18 protein-coding genes and 1 riboswitch are annotated in these 19,075 nt (G+C 64.7%); of the genes, 1 reads left to right on the forward strand and 17 read right to left on the reverse strand.

Annotation, left to right across the window (positions count from 1 at the left end; all coding sequences use genetic code 11):
* From CH289_RS28485 to CH289_RS05305, 12 genes are all read right to left on the reverse strand, one after another.
* Positions 1-294: PhnD/SsuA/transferrin family substrate-binding protein (locus CH289_RS28485; RefSeq protein ID WP_462052394.1), on the reverse strand; the 294-nt coding region annotated here is incomplete at its 3' end.
* Entirely contained in the window at positions 210-407 is a 198-nt protein-coding gene (locus CH289_RS28490) for a hypothetical protein (RefSeq protein WP_094727492.1), read from the reverse strand. The genes CH289_RS28485 and CH289_RS28490, both read right to left, overlap by 85 nt.
* Complete coding sequence (locus CH289_RS05260; RefSeq protein WP_020110704.1) at positions 404-1,291, reverse strand: ABC transporter permease; 888 nt, start codon at positions 1,289-1,291, stop codon at positions 404-406. The genes CH289_RS28490 and CH289_RS05260 overlap by 4 nt, the downstream gene beginning before the upstream one ends.
* Complete coding sequence (locus tag CH289_RS05265; RefSeq protein ID WP_256977043.1) at positions 1,292-2,299, reverse strand: ABC transporter permease; 1,008 nt, start codon at positions 2,297-2,299, stop codon at positions 1,292-1,294. It lies immediately after the preceding gene.
* Positions 2,292-3,884, reverse strand: coding sequence for a peptide ABC transporter substrate-binding protein (locus tag CH289_RS05270; RefSeq protein WP_094727493.1), 1,593 nt, complete (start codon positions 3,882-3,884; stop codon positions 2,292-2,294). Before CH289_RS05270 ends, CH289_RS05265 begins: the two co-directional genes overlap by 8 nt.
* 59 nt (positions 3,885-3,943) lie before the next feature.
* Positions 3,944-5,557 (reverse strand): ABC transporter ATP-binding protein, encoded by a 1,614-nt coding sequence (locus tag CH289_RS05275; RefSeq protein WP_179276739.1) that lies wholly within the window; start codon positions 5,555-5,557, stop codon positions 3,944-3,946.
* Between the two features lie 8 nt (positions 5,558-5,565).
* Positions 5,566-5,678, reverse strand: a riboswitch (SAM riboswitch).
* Between the two features lie 189 nt (positions 5,679-5,867).
* Entirely contained in the window at positions 5,868-7,403 is a 1,536-nt protein-coding gene (locus tag CH289_RS05280; protein ID WP_094727494.1) for a copper resistance CopC/CopD family protein, read from the reverse strand.
* Positions 7,387-8,082 carry a YcnI family copper-binding membrane protein gene (locus CH289_RS05285; protein WP_094727495.1) on the reverse strand — a complete coding sequence of 232 codons (696 nt, stop codon included), beginning with the start codon at positions 8,080-8,082 and terminating at the stop codon, positions 7,387-7,389. Before CH289_RS05285 ends, CH289_RS05280 begins: the two co-directional genes overlap by 17 nt.
* A gap of 14 nt (positions 8,083-8,096) precedes the next feature.
* A complete protein-coding gene (locus CH289_RS05290; protein ID WP_094727496.1) occupies positions 8,097-8,993 on the reverse strand; it encodes a MetQ/NlpA family ABC transporter substrate-binding protein in 897 nt (298 codons plus the stop codon).
* Positions 8,990-9,820, reverse strand: coding sequence for an ABC transporter permease (locus CH289_RS05295; protein WP_019663905.1), 831 nt, complete (start codon positions 9,818-9,820; stop codon positions 8,990-8,992). The genes CH289_RS05290 and CH289_RS05295 overlap by 4 nt, the downstream gene beginning before the upstream one ends.
* Entirely contained in the window at positions 9,801-10,646 is an 846-nt protein-coding gene (locus CH289_RS05300) for an ABC transporter ATP-binding protein (RefSeq protein WP_094727497.1), read from the reverse strand. The genes CH289_RS05295 and CH289_RS05300 overlap by 20 nt, the downstream gene beginning before the upstream one ends.
* A gap of 29 nt (positions 10,647-10,675) precedes the next feature.
* Positions 10,676-11,773 (reverse strand): ABC transporter substrate-binding protein, encoded by a 1,098-nt coding sequence (locus CH289_RS05305; protein ID WP_033189100.1) that lies wholly within the window; start codon positions 11,771-11,773, stop codon positions 10,676-10,678.
* A gap of 248 nt (positions 11,774-12,021) precedes the next feature.
* Between CH289_RS05305 and CH289_RS05310 the strand changes: the two genes are divergently transcribed.
* Positions 12,022-13,110: an acyl-CoA dehydrogenase family protein gene (locus tag CH289_RS05310; RefSeq protein ID WP_094713970.1), complete on the forward strand. Its 1,089-nt coding sequence runs from the start codon at positions 12,022-12,024 to the stop codon at positions 13,108-13,110.
* Here CH289_RS05310 and CH289_RS05315 read toward each other — a convergent pair.
* The 5 genes from CH289_RS05315 to CH289_RS05335 are packed head-to-tail and all read right to left on the reverse strand — an operon-like array spanning position 13,107 to position 19,075.
* On the reverse strand, positions 13,107-14,162 hold the full coding sequence (locus CH289_RS05315) for an LLM class flavin-dependent oxidoreductase (protein WP_020110694.1): 1,056 nt from the start codon (positions 14,160-14,162) through the stop codon (positions 13,107-13,109). The genes CH289_RS05310 and CH289_RS05315 overlap by 4 nt on opposite strands.
* A gap of 34 nt (positions 14,163-14,196) precedes the next feature.
* A complete protein-coding gene (locus tag CH289_RS05320; protein WP_094727498.1) occupies positions 14,197-15,195 on the reverse strand; it encodes an aldo/keto reductase in 999 nt (332 codons plus the stop codon).
* 39 nt (positions 15,196-15,234) lie between these two features.
* Positions 15,235-16,479, reverse strand: coding sequence for an NtaA/DmoA family FMN-dependent monooxygenase (locus tag CH289_RS05325; protein ID WP_094727499.1), 1,245 nt, complete (start codon positions 16,477-16,479; stop codon positions 15,235-15,237).
* The gene (locus CH289_RS05330; RefSeq protein ID WP_020110691.1) at positions 16,476-17,405 is read right to left on the reverse strand and encodes a TauD/TfdA dioxygenase family protein; all 930 of its coding nucleotides are present in this window, start codon (positions 17,403-17,405) and stop codon (positions 16,476-16,478) included. The genes CH289_RS05325 and CH289_RS05330 overlap by 4 nt, the downstream gene beginning before the upstream one ends.
* On the reverse strand, positions 17,402-19,075 hold the full coding sequence (locus CH289_RS05335; protein WP_094727500.1) for an ABC transporter ATP-binding protein: 1,674 nt from the start codon (positions 19,073-19,075) through the stop codon (positions 17,402-17,404). The genes CH289_RS05330 and CH289_RS05335 overlap by 4 nt, the downstream gene beginning before the upstream one ends.

The raw sequence follows: 19,075 nt of genomic DNA on the forward strand, positions 1-19,075 counted from the left end.
GGTCAAAGGGCCTACGCGCCAGTCGATGTCCTCCAGAGCTACGCCTTCGTCCCGTACCAAAGCGCGGGTCCAGGTGTTACCACTGTCCGGCCATCCGGTCAGGCCCACGGTGGCCCCGCGCAACTGTGTGAGCGAGTGCAACGGCGAGTCGCTGCGAGTGATGATGCATCGATGTCGAAACCCTTGCATGACGAACACCGGTAGTGCGGTCACCGAGTGGTCCCCGCGGGCTCGGTGTTGGACGTACTGGCTGAACGAGGTCTCGGCAACGTCGATCCGTGGTTCGGCGTAGATGTTCGGGGTGCTGTCCGACGTTCGAAGTGCAGGTCGACTCCTTCGGCCGTGACGTCTCCCAGCGCGAGTGGCAGCAGGTGGTCCCAGTGCCGCGCGACGAATGTCAGCGTCATGCCGCCCCTCGATCCGAGGTTGTCGCCTGTCTGATGGACTCACCCAGCACGACGAATCCGGCCACCGCGAGAGTCAGCACTCCAGCGGGGTACACCAGCAGGTGCGGTGCCGCCTGGAAGTAGTTCTGTGCTGCCGACAATTGCAGACCCCACGACTGCGCCGGAGGTTGCAGGCCGATTCCGAGGTAGGTCAGCGTCGCCTCGGCGGAGATGACTGCGCCGATCTGCAGTGTCGCCAGGACTATGACCGGGCCGACGGTGTTGGGCACCACGTGGCTGACCAGTATGCGTAACGTCCCGAGACCGGACGATCGTGCAGCGACGATGAAGTGGCGGTTTCTGATCGACAACGCTTCCCCGCGGGTCACGCGCATGGCGGTGGGCCAGGCGAACACCGCGAGAACGACGCTCAACAACCAGACACTGCGCCCTTGAATGGAATTGAGTACCACGATCGCGCCGAGCAACAGTGGTAGCGCGAAGACGATCTCGGACAGTCGCGAGACGAAGGCGTCGACGAGCCCGCCGAAGTAACCGGCCGCAATCCCCAGGACCACAGCAACGACGGACGTCAGCAGGGTCACCGTCACTCCGACGACGATCGATGCACGAGCGCCGTGCACGACACTGGCGAACAGGTCGCACCCCTGCACGGTGAACCCGAACGGATGTCCGGTGGACCAGTCGGGAGCGCCCCTGCTCAGTGACAGTTCGCACACACGCGGATCCCCGTGACCGAAGAGTCCGGCGATCGGGCCGGGGAGTACTGCGATGAGGAGGAAGAAGGCAACGATCGGAGCGCCGATCCAGAAGCCGGGGCTGCGTTTCAGGCTCGTCCAGACTCGTCCGGTCTCGATGTCTTCCCCGGGTGGAAGTTGGATCATCTACTTGTCCTGTCGAATACGTGGGTCGAGCAGGTGATGCGCGATCTCGACGACGATGTTGACCGCGACTGCGACCAGCACCAATGCCGACACGATCCCGACCACCACGGTTCCCTGTTGTGAGCTGATTCCGGTGAACAGTTCGCCACCGACACCGGGAAGATTGAAGATCCCCTCGACCACCACCGATCCGCCCAGTAGGCCACCGAGATCGAGACCCAGGTAGGTCACTACGGACACGAGGGCATTACGCAGGATGTGCCGCACCGTCAGTCGTCTGGTCGAGATGCCCTTGGCACGAGCAGTTCTGACGAAATCCGCCGACCGCGTCGACAACACACTCGACCGAGTCAGACGCGCAACCGGCCCGAATCCCACTGTGGCCAGGCAGATTGCAGGCAGCAGGTACGACGTCGGCCAGCCCTCGGAAATTCCGGCCACCGGGAGGATGCCCCAGGACACCCCGACGATCGACTGCACGAAGAAGGCCAACACGAACGTGGGAACCGCGAGCGTCAGTACCGTCGCCGCCAGTACCGCTTTGTCCAGCAGACCGCCAGGTCGCAGCGCGGCGAGCGTGCCCGCGGTGACACCGACGATCAGTTCCAGGACCCACGCTGTCAGAGCAAGTTTGATCGTTACCGGCCAGGCACGCGCGAGAATGGTTCCGACGTCCTCACCGCCGACGGTGGTACCGAAGTCTCCGCGAGCGATACCCGAGACATAGCTCCAGTACTGCACCAGCAGTGGATCGTCGAGATGGTATTTGGCGCGGATGGCCGACTCGACGGCGTCGGTCAGTACTGCGTCGCCGATCAGTGCTTGCACCGGATCACCAGGGAGGGCGAACACCGCGACGAACACTATGAGTGACGTGCCGATCAGAATCAGCAGGGCCTGGCCCAGCCGCGCCGCAATCCGTCGTGCAGTTCGTGTCTTCGTGGCGCCCGCGGTGGAGGCGGACCGAGGCTGTTCTCGGTCCGCCACCGCGAGTGCCTGCTCAGGCAACGGTCACCGTGGTGAACGGGCTCTTGTTGAACGGATCCTCGGTGTAGCCCTCTACGTTGTCCGCGACTGCGACCGCCCGCCCGGCACTCCACAGCGGAATGTTCGGAAGCTCGTCGAGCAGGATGTCCTTGGCCTGGTCGTAGAACTGGGTCGATTCCTCGTTGGTCGCCGCCGCCGCCTGATCCAGCAATGCGTCGAATTCGGGGTTCGAATAGCCGTTGTAGTTGGTGCCGCCTCCGGTCCGGTATGCATTGCCCAGCAACGCGAACGGCGACGGGTAGGCAACAGGGGTGTTGAGCGACACCGGGTTGGGGACTTGCCTGCCCCGAAGTGCAGCATGGGTGTTCTCCGACGGAATGAATTCCAGTGTCACATCGGTCAGACCCAGCACCGTCGCCCACTGGTTGAGGACGGCCTCACTCCACTCGTCGCGTCCGGTGCCGGTCACGACCGTGATCTTCACCTGGCCGTCGATACCGCCTGCTTCGTCCCACAGCTGCTTCGCGCGTTCAGGGTCGTAGTCGAGGTTGGTCGAGTCGGTGTCGGCACGGTAGCCGTTCCCGGACGGCGCACTGAAATCGGTCAATGGCTGGGTCGACGAGTCGAGGAGCGCGTCGATGATGCCCTGACGGTCGATCGCCAGCGACAGTGCTCGGCGGATTCGCGGATCCGCGTAGGCCGGGCTCCAGGTCGGCACCCCGAGGTAGGTGAAGTTGGAGCTGGCCGACTGGACGAACTTGTCGCCGAGGGTTGCCTTCGCGCTTTCCACGTCCTGCTGCAGCAGTGCGGTCACGTCGACTGCACCGGCCTGGAAATCGCGGTAGGCGACGTCGTATCCGGTGTAGATCTTGAAGGTGACGCCGCCGTTCTCGGCTTTCTCACCGCCATACTCGTCGTAGCGGACGGTTTTGATCTCCGGTCCACCTGTCCACGGCTCGCTGATCTCGTAGGGGCCGTTGCCGATCGGCTTCGCCGCGAAGGCTTCGAGATCATCCAGCGCTGCTGCCGGCAGAGGATAGAACGCCGGTTGGCCGATCTGGTACAGGAACTGGCTCTGTGGTTTGGTCAACGTGACGGTGAGGCTCAGCGGCCCGGTGACCTCGACGCCGGACAGGGAGTCGGCGGTCGGTGCGCCTTCGTCGGGGTTGAGCGCGTCGTAGCCTTCGATGCCTGCGAGCTGCGAGCTGCCGACCCAGGCGTTGGCTGGGTCTGCTGTGGTGTTCCATCCTCGCGCGAAGGACTCGGCGTCGACGACCTCGCCGTTCTGGAAGGTCCATCCGTCCTTCAGCGTGATGTCCCAGACCTTCTGATCCTCGGTCTCGATCGAGTCGGCAACGAGGTTGACCGGTTCCCCGGTGTCGCTGTCGTACTTCACGAGTCCGGAGAACAAGGTCTCGGAGACCGACAGTGCGAAGTACCCGCCTGAGTTCCCGGGCACGATGGATGTCGGTTTCTGCGTCGCGACGCGGAGGATGTTGTCCGACGGCTCGCCGGACGCCTCACTGGACGAACCTCCGCCGCAGGCGGTCAGTACTACTGCTGCGACAGCGAGCAGAGCACTGCCGATCAGGGGTGTGCGTTTCATCTGTTCTTTCCATTCGACTTGCCCGAACCTGGTCAGGTTCGGTTGTGCACCGTTGTGTTTCAGACTTCGATCGGCACGCGAAGACCCGGAACGGCACCGAGCAGTTCTCGGGTGTAATCGTGTTGCGGGTTGTCGAACACCGTTGTTGTCGAGCCGTATTCGACGATCTTCCCTTTGGTCATCACGGCCACGTCGTCGGCGATCCGGCGCACGACGCCGAGGTCGTGCGAGATGAACAGGTACGTCAACCCCAGATCTGTCTGCAGTGTCTGCAGCAGGTCGAGCACCTGCGCCTGGACCAGGACGTCGAGCGCGGAAACCGGTTCGTCGCAGACGATCAGCTCGGGTTCGGCGGCGAGAGCACGGGCGATGGCGACGCGTTGGCGTTGCCCACCGGAGAGTTCACTCGGTCGCCTGCGCAACGTGGCCGCCGCAAGTCCCACAAGGTCGAGCAGCTCGACTGCACGGGCCTTGCGGGAGGATCGATCACCGATACCGAACGCAGACAGGGGCTCTCTCAAGATTCGGTCGACGGTGTACGTGGGGTCGAGCGAGGCGTACGGGTCCTGAAAGATCGGCTGGACGCGCCTGCGAAACGCACGAAGTTCGCGCCCCTTCAACGACGCGACATCGGTGCCTTCGAAGAATACGCGGCCCGCACTCGGGGTGTTCAGACCGAGGCACGACCACGCTGTCGTGCTCTTTCCCGAGCCGGATTCCCCGACGAGTGCCAGCGTCTTGCCTCGCTCGAGAACGAAGGACACGTCGTCCACCGCGGGTACTCCGCCGAAGCTCTTGGACAGGTTTCTCACTTCGAGCACGATCGACGCCTCAGCCGGGGTCGCGGCTTCTCGAACCGGCCGCGCCGAGGGGACGGATGCCAGTAGCGCCCGGGTGTAGTCGTGTTCGGGTTGGCCGAATACCGCAGCTGCAGTGCCGGATTCGACGACACGGCCGTGACGCATCACGACGATTCGATCGGCGCGTTCGGCGGCGAGCGCAAGGTCGTGCGTGACGAGAAGAATCGCGGCACCGGAACCGGCGACGACCTCGGCCAGGTTGTCGAGGATGCGCCGTTGCACGGTGACGTCGAGCGCTGAAGTGGGCTCGTCGGCAATCAACAGTGCGGGCGAATTCACCGACGCCATGGCGATCAACGCGCGCTGACGCATACCGCCCGAGAATTGGTGCGGATACTTCCGGCGCTCGGCACCGGGAAGGCCTGCACGAGTGAAGGCCGACGCAGTCTCGTCGTGCACCTCTGCGCGCGGCAGGCGCCTGTGCGCCCGCACGGCCTCGTCGACCTGGTGTCCAATTCGTAGCACCGGATCCAGGTTGGACATCGGGTCCTGGGGCACGAGGCCGATGCGGCGTCCTCTGATCGTTCGCCAGTCGTTCTCTTTCCAGCTCGTGGTGTCCGAACCGTCCACCCGAATGGTGCCGGAGGTGACGGACGCGGAACTGGGGAGCAGTCCGAGGATGGCCGATACGAGAGTGGACTTGCCGGACCCCGATTCTCCGACCACAGCGACCACTTCGCTCGGTCCGATCTGCAGGTCCACGCCGTCGACGGCGACGTGCTTGTTCTTGCCCGATCCGAACTCGACGACCAACCCGGCGATGTCGACGATGGAATTCGACTCGGGCACTGCACTTTCCGACACTGGCTGCATCCTTCGCTTCTCAACGCTTGCTCGCTTCGGTTTGAAGCGAGCCAGGTTTTGCTCGGAAGCACCCCGCCGCTGAACGAGGGTTGCTGTCCACCAGCCGAGCCATACGGTGGATCTCTGAACCGAGTTCGAAGATAGCGACTTACTGATGAGTTGTTTAATTTACATACCTATGACTATTGCCACTATCCAGTAACCACGGACGAGGTGGACCCGTCGTGACCTGCGCAAACGACCCACCGGCCGAACCATCTCATTTCGGACATCGGCTCACGTCGGAATCAGACTGAACGAATATATTGACAAACTCGGGTTACAGCGCGTCGTAGAAGAACGATGCGACTTTGGGGCCGTCCAGGCCTGAGAATCGGATGGAAACCTTCCACTCCCCCGGCGCTGGGACGACCAGGTGCTCGCTGCGCCAGATGGTTCGGTCACCGTCGTGCACAGGTTCGGTGAGTTCGACGGGCAATCGGGCGACGTTGGCGTCCACCGAGGACAGGTCGGCGCTGACGCCGACGTCGGAAGCCCCCGCACCTTCGTACGTGACGGTGAGCTGCTGGGGTCCTCGCCTGATCGAGTCGATTCCGATGTCGAGGACATCCGAGGAACCGAAGTCGAGGGTGGTGGCGATGTTCGTCGTGTACACGTCCTTGGCCGGCGTGTGCGAGGACAGGATCGAGGTCAGAGCCAGAACCGTCACGGCCACTGCGGTTTCCACGAGAAGGGTCCGGCGTCGGAATCGTCGGTACGCCAGATGTCCGAGGCCGACGGCGAACGCGACTGCGAGAACTTTGGCCAGCAACACTGCTCCGTACGACGTCCTCCACAGCGCCGGCAGCGGCTGGACCTGCAGCAGCGACAGACCGAGGCCCGCAACGACCACGAGTCCGACGTGCACCGTCGCGATGCGGTGCCATCGCTGCAGTCGGGGTGCCGCACGCAGTACGAGCAGCATCACCGCGAGGCCGCCCAGCCACACCGTCATGCCGTAGACGTGCAGGAGCGTCGCCAGGAACGCCCACGGCCATCCTCCGGCAGAGCCGCCGTGGCCGCTGAGAGTCACGGCGAGAATCGCCGCGCCGGCGTACACGAGACCGAACACGATCGGGGTGCGCCCGATTCCGGCCGCAACCATCGACAATCCCACTGCCACAAGCAAGGCCGAACCGTGCGGCGTGACGAGCACAGTACCGAGTCCGGCGGTCGAGATCTCTCGTGCGCCCCCGGATTGTTGCGCGACGAGTACGAACAGTCTGCCTGCCAGTCCGAGAGCCACTGCGAGAGCACCGATTCGGTACACCACCCGAAAACGGGTCGTACCCACCGCTGATCTCCACACGAGCAACGAGGACAGCAGAACACCCGCAGTGGCCACCAAGCCCAAATAGGCAAGGGTTTTGGCCGGGTAGTTCAGGTATTGTTCGACGCCACCGCCGGACTCCCCTGCGTCGAATTTTCCCTGCTGAGTCACCGATCCGACGGTGAACTGGATCGACAACGACACCACGTGTGTGTCGGCCGAGACGACGCGAGCCGTGGCCAGGTACGCACCGTCCTGGACGGTGACGGCGGGGACGAGGACGATCCGGCGTCGACCGTCGTCCACGCGTACGTCTGAGAAGTCGAATGTCTTTCCGTCCCCGTCGATCAGCTGCGCCGACCCCTCGATGAGGGTGACGGGTTCGTTCAGCTGCAGAGTCAGCTCGCTCGGGGCGTCGTCGACGTGCGTTCCGGTGGTCGGAGTCGCCGAGATCAGACTTGCGTGTGCGGACGCGGTCCCGCTGCCGAGCAGTAGCCCGGCGGCGAGCACCACGAGCACGATGCCGAGGTCACGAACCCGCGCCACGACCCCGCCGCACCACCAGTCCCAACCCGGCGATCGCGGCTACGGCGAGCACCAGGCTCACCACCGAGACGGTCGGCCACACCCAGGTGGTGCCATCGGTTTCGGTGTCCTCGTGCCGGGCCGACGCGGTGTCCCCGTGTCCGTCGCCGTGGCTGTGCGCGTCCGACGCCGCCACCAACGCGACCTCGGGTGCGGGGTGCTCGGGTTCGCTGGCGTCGTCGACGGCGACCTCGTTCCAGGACACGACCGAGCCGTCCGAGTAGGCCTGGTCCGACGGCAGTGCGATGGAGTCGACGTCGTCCGGCCACGGTCCGCCGGAGAACGAGAAGTCACGGAATTCGTCGACGCCGTATCCGCCTGCGGGGTCGGTGACCGTCCAGCTGATCCTGGCGACGCGGCCGGTGTCGCCACCTTCACGCTCCACGGTCGCCGTCCACCCGGGGACGGGAAGGGTGCGCGCCGACGTCAGGTCGACGCCGTCCGGCAGCGTCACTGTCAGCCGGACGGTCGACGCCTTGGCCGATTCTCCCGGCACGATCAGTCGGACGATGCCGTAGCCGCCCTGGGGGACCGGATCGCCGTCCGTCCGTACGTGTGCTGCCGCGGGTGCCGCGAACGCGAGGAGTGCCACCGCTGCCGTCGTCGTGACGGCACCTGCCCGGCGCAAGGAATGGGTCATCGTCTTCTCTCTCGTCAGTTGGTGTGTGCGGCAGTCACAGGGATGTTCGCGCCGTGGTATTTCGATTCGAGGAACCGTGCGGTTTCGGGGCTTTCGAGCGCGTGCGTCAGTTCGAGCACCCGCTCGTCGCCTGCGAGACGTGACGGGGCGACGACGACGTGTGCGTACGGATTCTCGGGTCCTGGTTCGACGGCGAGTGCGTCGGTCGCCGGGTCGAGTCCGATGGACTCTGCCTGCTTCGGGGTCAGGACGACGGCGTCGTAGTTGTCGTACAACCCGTCGACGAATTCGCCGTACTCGAGCGGTAGCAGGGACAGGTGCCGCAGCGAGTCCACCACGTTCGCTTCCGTGACGGTCAGGTCCTGCACGGTGGTGCCGCCGAAGGGTCGGTCCAGCTGCGTCAGGCCGGCGCTCTGCAGCAAGTAGAGTCCGCGGGCAAAGCCGGTCGCGGTGTTCGGCAGGACCACCTTGGAGCCGTGCGGCAGGCTACTACCGGTGACCTGGTCCTCGACGAGGTCGACGTTCAGCCAGTCGGCAGTGTCGGCGAGGTCCTTCCATGTCGACGAGTACAGCCCGTAGGGAACGACATTGACCTTGGACACGATGCTCAGCGCGTCCAGGCCGTTCTCCTGCTGGTCCGCCTCGAACGCCGGAATGTGCTGGTAGTACGACAGATCTCCCTCCCCGGCCGCCACCTTGGAATTGGAGTGCTCGTCGGCATCGATCAGTTCGAGCCGAAGGTCGGGTAGCAGAGTGTCGGCCGCGTACTGCAGGATCTCGCGGTCGTCACCGGCACCGACGTACACCGTCAGTGTGTCGGTGCCGGCCGAACCGTCGTCGATCCGAATGTTCGAACCGCACGCGACCAGCAGCGGAATGACGAGTGCTACCAGTGTTGTTCGGTATCTCATCTACTCGTGAGTCCTCGTTGCCATCCGGTCACCTTCCACTCGACGCCGGTCATGACGGCGTTGACCAGAATGCCGATCAGGCCGAGAGTGAGGATGCCTGCGTACATCTGCGGAGTTTGGTAGCGAAGTGCCGCGTTGTTGATGTAGATGCCGATGCCTTGTGCACCGCCGACGAGTTCGGCCGCGACGAGCGCCGTGAACGCGTTGGCAGCGGCCAACCTGATGCCGGGGAAGATGCCGGGAATGGCGGCGGGCAGCACGACCTGGGTGAAGATGTACACCCGTCCTGCACCGAGCGTGCGTGCTGCATTCAGCAGGATCCGTTCGACGCTCGACACTGCGCCGACGGCGGTGATGAAGATCGGCCAGAAGCACGCCCAGAAGACGATGGCGATCTTCGATTCCTCACCGATGCCGAGGAAGACGACGAACACCGGCAGCAACGCCAGCAGCGACAGGTTGCGGAAGAACAGCAGCACCGGCTCGGTGAGCTTCTGGAAGATCTTCACCGAGCCGACGAGGATGCCGAGCGCGATACCCCCTACCAACGCGAACGCGAACCCGACGAGTGCGCGCTGCACGCTCGGCCAGATCTCCGACGTCAGGGTGCCGTCGACCAGGCCGTCGACGAACGCCGAGAACACGTCGAGCGGCTTGGACAGGTAGAGGTCGGAGACGTAACCGAAATCGACGACAGCCCACCAGACGACGAGAAATCCGACCAGTCCGATCGCGCCGTAGACGAACCGGTCGTACTTGTCGAGGAAGGGATTTCTTCCTTTGGGAGGCGTCGTCACCTCCTCCTGCTCATCGAGCGCCGAGGACATTGTTCACCTCGTCTTCCAGGACTCGGGCGACGCGGGAGCGAACGTGCACGAACTCCTCGGAGCTGCGGATCGCATTGTCGCGGTGGCGTGGCAGATCGACGTCGATGATGTCCTTCACCCGGCCGGGAATTTTGGTCATGACGGCGATGCGGTCGGACAGGAAGACCGCCTCGTCGATCGAGTGGGTCACGAACAGGACCGTCTTCTTCTTCTCGCCCGACTCCCAGATGCGCAGTAGCTCGCCCTGCAGGAATTCACGGGTTTGCGCGTCGAGGGCCGCGAACGGTTCGTCGAACACGAGTATCTCCGGTTCGTACGCGAGCACGCGGGCGATCGCGACGCGCTGACGCATACCTCCGGACAGCTGGTGGGGCAGCCGGTCGGCGGCGGATTCGAGCCCGACGGTCTTCAGTACTTCCGCGGCACGCGCCCTTCTCTCGGCCTTGGGCACACCGCGGATCTTCAGGCCGACCTCGACGTTCTTCTGCGCGGTCAGCCACGGGAACAGAGCGTATCCCTGGAAGACGACGCCCACGTTCTTGTCGACGCCGTCGACGCGCTTGCCGTCGATCAGGACGGCGCCACCGTTGTAGGACTCCAGGCCGGCAAGGATGTTGAGGTACGTCGACTTTCCGCATCCACTCGGTCCGAGCAGGGACACGAATTCGCCGCTCTCGATCCGTAGGTCGAAACCGTCGAGCACGGTCGTGGTCCCACGCCGTGTCCCCGGCGTGGGGTACAGCTTGACCACCCGCTTGGCTTCGATCTTGGCGTGTGTCGTGTTGTTCGTCGCGCTGCGTGCGCCGTCGAGCAGTTGTTGACTCATGGCAGTTCACCTGTTCCGATCCGTGGTGGTCATTCTTCGAGTCCCTCGATGTCGACCAAGTGGGTCTTGAAGATTCCGTCGTTCTGTTCCTCGGTGACGATTTCGGTGTTGAAGTCCTGGGACTCGATCAGGTCGGCCGACGTGGCGTACGGGTTGAACGCGTTGGTGGCGATGTCCTCGGGCTTCAGGTGCTCCGAGCCCGGCAGCGGTGTTCCGACTTCTTCGACCAGGTCCCACCACAGTTGCAGGCTTGCTTTGTCGAGCAATGCATTCGGTGCGTAATGCCAGTTGGTGGTCTGCTCGACGGGGTAGCCGGTGGTCTTGCCTGCGATCTCGGCGGACTCCTTGGGGTGTGCGTTGGCCCAGTTCGCCGTGCGGGCGATGACACCGACGAATGCGCGTGCAGCGTCGGGGTTTTCCTTCAACCATTTGTTGCTGGCCACGTACGGGGCTTGGCCACCGAGCGGACCCCAGTCCTCGTAGGAGGTGAACGCCTGGGTGAACTTGTCCGGCTGGCTGAGCAGAACTCCGATGAGCGGTGGGTGGAAGACACCGAGGTCCACTTCTCCGCGCTCGATGGCCGGTGCGATCAACTCGTTCTTGAGTTCGAGGAAGTTGACCTTGTCCAGGTCCACACCGTTCTTCAGCAGGTACCGCTTGAGGACGAGGTCGGTGCAGCTGTTGAAACCCGAGAGCCCGACGGTTTTGCCCTCGATCGCTTTCAGGTTGTCTCGCGTGATGTCGGAGCCCGCCTGGGTGAAGTACGACATGTGCGGTTCTTCGGGCAGATCGAGCATGCTCGACGCGATGGCCGTGAACTCGAATCCTTTGACCTTGCCGTCGATGTCGTTGTTGAACATGCCGGTGGCGATGTCGATGGCGCCCTGGTCGAGGAGTTGCACGGCAGGGACGGCCGTTGCGGGGCCGACGTATTCGGGCTTGACTCCGGCGTCGTCCCAGTAGCCGAGTTCGTCGGCGATGCGAACGAGGGACAGCGCAGTGGGTGAGTTGGCGAACCGGAAGGTGACGGCTCCGTCGTCGGCGGAGCTGGTGCATCCGGCCAATAGTGGCGCGGCGACGAGTGCGGCGATGATCGGCACCAATTTCTGGATGGAACGGATTCTCATGCCGATGTCCGCTGATGTGTTGTGGAGCTGCTCAAGACATTTCCTCTCGTGCACGTATGTCGGATTGGAGGAACCATAGACAACTGTGCATCCCGACCACCATGAATAGATTCATCGTGATTGCAGGTCGAAATTCGGATGAAGTAATTCTGTACGGTTTTCTGAAATCCCGAAGATTCGAATTGTCATTCGGAACCTTCGACTGAATTACTTTGGCTGTAGTACGCATTCGATTCGAAAGGTTGTCGATGACCACCGCCACCGAAGTAACAACAGACCCGAGAACCCATCCGGTATATCGTGAGTTCGCCCGCCTCGTCGAGGAGGTCATCGCGCCTCGTGCGGTGGAGATCGACCGCACCGAGGTGCCGAGATCGCACATCGAGGCGTTGCGGGAGGTCGGGTACCACCGGTGGTTCGTTCCGGCCGAATACGGAGGTCTCGATGTTCCACGGGAGGTGCAGAACGCAGCGGAGGAACTTCTCTTCGGCGCGGACCCGTCGACGGCCACCATCGTCACCCAACACGGTGCACCCGTCGTACCGGCCATCAAGGCCGGGACGCCCGAAACACTCGCTTTGCTACCGCAACTGGCGACCGGAGCGCTGATCGGCGGAGCCGGGATGGGTCACGTCCGATCCTGGCCGCAGCGCCGAGGAACGATAGCCCGCAAGGTGCCCGGCGGATATCGCATCGATGGGGTGATCGGCTGGCACTCCGGCTGGGGCCTCACCGATGTGGTCTGGCTCGGCGCTGTCGACGAGGCCCGCGAGGACTACGTGTTCGGTATCGCGCCGCTCGACCAGCCCGGCGTCTCCGGCCGAGTGTCGAGACTGACGGCCGTGTTCGGCTCACGGACTGCCACGCTGACGTTCGAGGATGTATTTCTGCCGGACGAGTTCGTGTCCGAGGTAGTTCCGGTCGCGGAGTGGAAAGCGCGCGACGGAGTGCTCGGCCTGGACGCGCGACGGGCGCTTCAGCTCGATCCGACGGTCGACCCCGCCACCGTGACGACGTATCCGCCGGTGGGTCCCTACGGTCTCGCCAGGGCTGCACTCGACGACGCGGCGGCACTGTTCCCCGACGACCGATCGTTGGCCGCCATCTCCGATGAACTGGAGCTCGCGTACGCGACTCCGCTACCGGATCCGCACTGGCGCGTGGTCCTCGACGAGATCGCAGTTCGTGCCACGACCGCGGGTGTTGTGGCACGCGGTGGCGTCGGGCTGCTCGAGGACGACATCGCGCAAGTACGAGCCCGCGCAGCTCAGTTCCTCCAGGTACGCGGGCTCGCCCCGGCCGTCCGGGCGGCTCATTTCCAGCGTTACACCCGCTAGCCCCTTGTGAGTAGTGGCAGCAGCTGGTCGCCGATGCGCGCGACCTCTCGGGCGTAGGGGGTGTCGGACAGCACGAAGTGGCTGACGCCAAGGTCCGCGTAGCGCTCCAGGGCCGCCGCGACTTCTGCTGCCGTTCCGACGAGCCAGGTGGTTCCGGCTCCGCCTCCGCCGTGCCTCCCCGGCGCGGTGTAGAGGTTGGTGTCGAGAACATCGCCTCGTTCCGCGAGGTCCAGAAGCCGCTGCTGTCCGGTGGCGTCCCGAGGATTGGCCGGGCGCAGCGGATCTTTCCGGCCCGCCATCTGCGCCACCTTGGCTTCGGCGTCCCGCCACGCTTCCTCGGCGGTGTCACGGATCAGAGTGGTGACGCGAAGACCGAACTGCAGTGGTTCGTGTTCTCGTCCCACTTTGTCGCTCAACACCTTCAGGCGGTCGATGCGTTCGGCGACGCCGTCGAGCGGCTCACCCCAGAAGAGTTGAACGTCGGCCTCGGCGGCCGAGACTTCCTCCGCGGCAGCGGACGCGCCACCGAAGTACAGCCGGGGTCGGCCACCGTCGGGCAGCCGGGGAACGACGGTCGAGTTCTCCACCTGCCAGAACTCGCCGTCGATGCTGACGTTCTCCTCGGCCCACAACGTGCGCACGATCTTCAGGAATTCCCGCGTGCGGTCGTACCGTCGTGACTTGTCGAATTCACCGTCGCCGTAGGCTCCCAGATCGTCGGTGCCACTGACGATGTTGACGAACACCCGCCCTCGGGTCAGCGAGTAGAGCGTCGCTGCTGCGCTCGCGAAGTGAGCGGGCTGCCAGTACCCGGGCCGGATCGCGATGAGCGGGGTGAAGTTCTCGGTCCGCGCCGCGAGAGCGGTGGCGACGGTGAAGGTGTCCGGCCTCCCCCATCCCGTTCCGATCAATGCTCCTCCCCAGCCGTGCTTTTCGGCGAGGAGAGCCTGCTCGACGGAGAATTCGAGCGTCCCCCAGCCGTCGACGGTGTCGTCGCCTCGGTGGCCTGGTGAGGTCGTGTTGGGGATGTACCAGAGGAATTCGCGGCTCACGTGAAGGTTCTCCGTTTCGTCGTGCGCGTGGGTGTCAGGAAGGGAGGGGCGCTTCGGTGCCCAGGTTCTCCGGCTGAATCGAGCGATGCCCTGCCACCTGATCGGCCAGCTTCGCGAGCCTGGCTTCCTGATCCGCCGTCAACGTGACCGCCAGCGCACCCGCGTTCTCGCGGACGTACTCGGCGTGCCGAGTTCCAGGAATGGGCACGACGTCGTCGCCGCGTCCGAGAATCCACGCCAACGCCACCTGCGACGGTTTCACACCGAGATCGGCTGCGACCGCGACCACCTCGTCGGCGAGGGCTTTGTTGGTCTGGAAGTTCTCGTCGGCGAAGCGGGGGTGGTCCACCAACCTGCCCTTGATGTCCTCTTTGGTGTGCACTGCGCCGGTCAACCACGCGCGTCCCAGCGGGGAGAAGGGCACCAGCGCGATGCCCAGTTCTCGCGCGACGGGCACGGTGGATGTCTCGATGTCCCGGCTGAACAGTGACCACTCGCTCTGAATCGCTGCGATCGGGTGTACGGCGTGAGCGCGGCGGATGGTGTTCGGTCCTGCCTCGGACAGTCCGATGTGGCGGATCTTGCCGGCGTCGACGAGTTCCTTCAGCGCGCCGACGGTGTCCTCGATGGGGACCGTCGGATCCACGCGGTGGAGGTAGTAGAGGTCGACGTGGTCGACGTCCAGCCGTCGCAGTGACGCGTCGATGGCGGTCCGGACGTACTCGGGGCTGCCGTCGATTTTCGCGTTCGGATTGGTCTCGCGGTCGAGCGGGTTGCCGAACTTGGTTGCGAGGACCACCTTGTCGCGTCGACCCTGCAGCGCTTTGCCGAGCAGGATCTCGCTGTGTTCGGGTCCGTACACGTCGGCGGTGTCGAAGAACGTGATGCCGGAGTCCAGTGCCGCATCCACGACGTCGGTGGCGGCACGTAGGTCCTCGGGGCCGGAGCCGGTGCGGAAGCTCATGAAGCCGAGGCCTGTCGGCGAGACCACTGGTCCGTCGGTGCCGAGCTGTCGTGTCGATGTGTCCGTCATGTCTTCTCCTTGTTTGTTGTCGATCGGTCGGTCGCGATGTCAGCCTGTGTGTTGTGCGAAGTTGTCGCGCAGCGTGGTTCCGGAGTATTCGCGGCGGTGTACTCCGCGTTCCCACAGCAACGGAACGATGTGGTCGGCGAACTGCGGCAACGACTCCACGAATACCGTGAACCCGTCGGCCGCTCCGCGCTCCGTCCACCCGATCAGGTCGTCGGTGATGGACTCCGGGGTGCCGAAGACCCGGCGATGACCGCCTCCGCCGAGGACGATGAATCGGCGGAGCGTGAGGTCGCGGTTGCTGCGGGCGAAATCGGCTCCGCCCTGGGCGAAGCCGATCGATCGTGTGTTGTCGGTGACCGCCACCTGGGGTGGTACCGGTCCGTCGAGGTCGATCTCGTCCGGGTCGAGGTCGAATCTGGATGCGAAGCGGTGCAGCGCATCCGTTCCGTCGAGTGCGTTCTCGGCGTCGTGCAGCAGGCGATCCACCTCGTTCGTGGTACTTCCGACGGAGAAGAAGATGCCGGGCAGAACGAGGACGCCCTCGGATCCACCGCGGGTGTTACGGGTCTCCTTGTTCAGTCGCTCGCGGTAGTCCCGGGACGCGTCTTCCGTGAGGCCCACCGAGAACACCGCGTCGGCGAATCTGGCTGCGGTCTCGATTCCTCGATCGGACCCACCCGCCTGGAACAGCACCGGTCTGCCCTGCCGGGAACGCGGTAGTTGCAACGGGCCTGCGACGGAGAAGAATTCGCCGACGTGGTCGACGGGCTCTCGTCGGAGATTCTCCAGGTCCCAGTCCTCGGTGACCTCGTCGCGCCACGAATCCCAGAGCGCCAGAACCACCTCGGTGAATTCGTCGGCCCGACGGTACCGTTCCTCCCGCGGCGGTGGTTCGCCGACGCCGAAGTTCCGCGCGACGGTCGGGTCCATCGTGGTGATGATGTTCCACCCGGCTCGGCCGTGGGAGATGTGGTCGAGCGACAGAATCGACCGAGCCAGCGCGTACGGCGTCGAGTAGGTCGTCGACGCCGTCGCTACGAGACCGACGTGCTCGGTCTCCCGGGCAAGCGCCGGCAGCACTGTCAGCGGATCCAGGTACGCGAAGCCGCGCCCGCCGGGCGGAATGCCCTGCGAGTCGGCGAAGAACACCGCGTCGAGCCTCGCCTGCTCGGCGAGTCGAGCCGAGCGGACGAAGTCGTCGATGTCGACGAACGGATGCGTCGCGCCCGGCCCTTGCAGAGCGCCCGGGATGAGATTGGTGGTGAAGCGCAGGTACCGGCTCATGCGCCGTGGAACGGCTCTCCCGAGACTGCCTCGGACTGTCGTCCGTCGACACCCACCGGTACGTCCCCTTCGAGCGTGACGCGGTAGAGCACTCGGTCGTGGCCGAGGTGTCCGGCGTCGGCGATCGCGAGGTGAGCGGTTGCGCGGTTGTCCCAGAACGCGACACTGCCGGGCTTCCACTGGAATCGGACCGTGTACTCGGTCTTCGACGCCTCGGCCCACAGCAACTCGAGCAGCCGCTCGCTCTGGTCCGGGGTGAATCCGCGGATTTCGCGTGCGCCGCGCGTGAATCCGGGGCTGACGAACAGCGCACGCTCGCCGGTCAGTGGGTGGACTCGAACAGCCGGGTGGTAGGCGACGAGGTTGGCTTCCTTGATCTTTCGGTCGCGCTGGCTGCCGGCGGCTGCTCGTGCCTGGAACTGGTGCTTGATGTCGAGTGTGTCGACGAAGTTCCGCAGTTCCTTCGGTAGGTTCTCGTACGCGGCGACGAGGTTGGCCCAGGCGGTGTCACCGCCGTAGGGCGGGAGGATGTCCGCCCGCAGGATCGACGCTGCCGGCGGGTTGATCAGGGCGGTGACGTCGGTGTGCCAGCTGTGGTCGTAGGACGTTCGTTTGCGGCCGAGGTTCTTGTCGTAGCGCCTGCTGTCGATCGGCAGGATCTCCGGGAATCCTTCCGGCGGGTTCTCCTCGTGCGGATGAGCCGGGGTGACCTTGCCGAACTTGCGGGCGAACGCGACCTGCTCGGCGTGCCCGATCTGCTGGTCGCGGAAGAACACGACCTTGTACTGGTTCAAGGCGCCCTGGATCTCGGTGACGGTGGCGTCGTCGAGGTCGTCACGGAGGTCGACGCCGGTGATCTGAGCGCCGATGTAACCGGCGACGGGAACGACGTCCAGGCCTACGGCTGTGTCCGGTGAAGCGGTCATGCTGTGTCTCCTTTTTCGTTGGGCTCCCAGGTGGGGATCGATCGGACGAGCTTTCGGGTGTACTCGCTGGTGGGCGCCGAGAACACGTCCTCGGTGCGGCCTGCTTCCTGGACGACTCCGCGGCGCAGGACGGTGACCGTGTCCGACAGCTGGCGTACGACGGACAGGTCGTGCGAGATGAACAGGTAGCTGACGCCGAGCCTGACCTGTAGCTCGATCAACACCTGCAGGATCTGTGCCTGCACGGTGACGTCGAGCGCGGACGTCGGTTCGTCGAGCACCAGTACTTTCGGGCTCAGGCTCAGTGCCCGGGCGATGGCGACTCGTTGTCGTTGGCCTCCGGACAGCGCGCGTATTCTTCGGCGCAGGAACGTCTGGTCCAGTCCGACGAGATCGAGTACTTCGACCGCGCGTTCCCTCCGCTCGGTTCGTGAACCGATCTTGTACCGCACGAGCGGTTCCGCCACGAGTTGCTCCACGGAATACGTCGGGTCGAGCGAGTGGAAAGGGTTCTGGTACACCAGCTGTAGGTGCCTGCGGGCATCACGCAGTCCACGTGTACCGAGGTGGGAGATGTCCTGTCCGGCCACGACTATCTGTCCGGCGTCCGGTTCCTCCAGTCGCAGGACGAGCCTGGCCAGGGTCGACTTGCCGGAACCCGATTCGCCGACGAGTGCGTGCGTCCGGCCTGCCGGGATCTCGAAGGACACACCGTCGAGAGCTTGAATGCGGTGCCGACCGACGTCGAAGGCCTTGTGGATGTCGACGACCGACAGGGCGGGTTCGGTATCAGGCAGGGCGCGTTCGGCCTTCGCCGCTGCGAATCGATCGGGGTCGATGCTGGGAATGTCGCCGATCAGGTTCCGTGCGTACGTGGACTTCGGATCGGCCAGGACCTCCGCCGACGTTCCGGACTCTTCGACTCTGCCTCGGTTCAGCACCACGACGGTGTCCGCGCGCTCGGCGGCGAGTGACAGATCGTGGGTGATGAGCAGAACCGACAGGTCCCGCTCGGTTTTCAACCGATCGATCAGGTCCAGGATCGTCTTCTGGATGGTGACGTCGAGCGCCGACGTCGGTTCGTCCGCGACGATCAACGCAGGTCGCTGCGAGATCGCGATACCGATGAGCACGCGCTGCAGTTGACCGCCGGACAGTTGGTGCGGGTACGAGTGCAGCGCCCGCTCCGGCGTCGGGATCCCCACCGAATCCAGCAGTGCGACAGCCTGATCGTGGAAGTTCCTCGGCTGTGCGTATTCCGGGAGGCCGGAGGATCGGAACGCCTCGAATATCTGGCGATCGATCCGCCGGACCGGATTGAGCGACGCCGTGGGATCCTGCGGCACGAACCCGATGCGCCGTCCGCGGATTCGTCGAAAGTCGCGCTCCCGCAGCCGCAGGATGTCCCGCTCTCCGAACTCGACCGTCCCACCGACGGCAACGCGGTCGCCGAGAAGTTTCAGAACGGCGCCGACGACCGTCGACTTGCCGGATCCCGATTCGCCGACGATCGCCACCGTGCTTCCGGCTCGAACGTCGAACGAGACACCCGAGACCGTCGGGTGATTCAGGTTGCCGTCGTACGCTACCGCGAGATCACGGACGGCCAGCAGTGGTGCCGGGTCCGAGATCGAGTGGGCGTTCTCGCGCAGTTCCGCCGTTGCCGTCAT

This window comes from Rhodococcus sp. RS1C4 (assembly GCF_002258225.1).
Taxonomy (GTDB): Bacteria; Actinomycetota; Actinomycetes; order Mycobacteriales; family Mycobacteriaceae; genus Rhodococcoides; species Rhodococcoides fascians_E.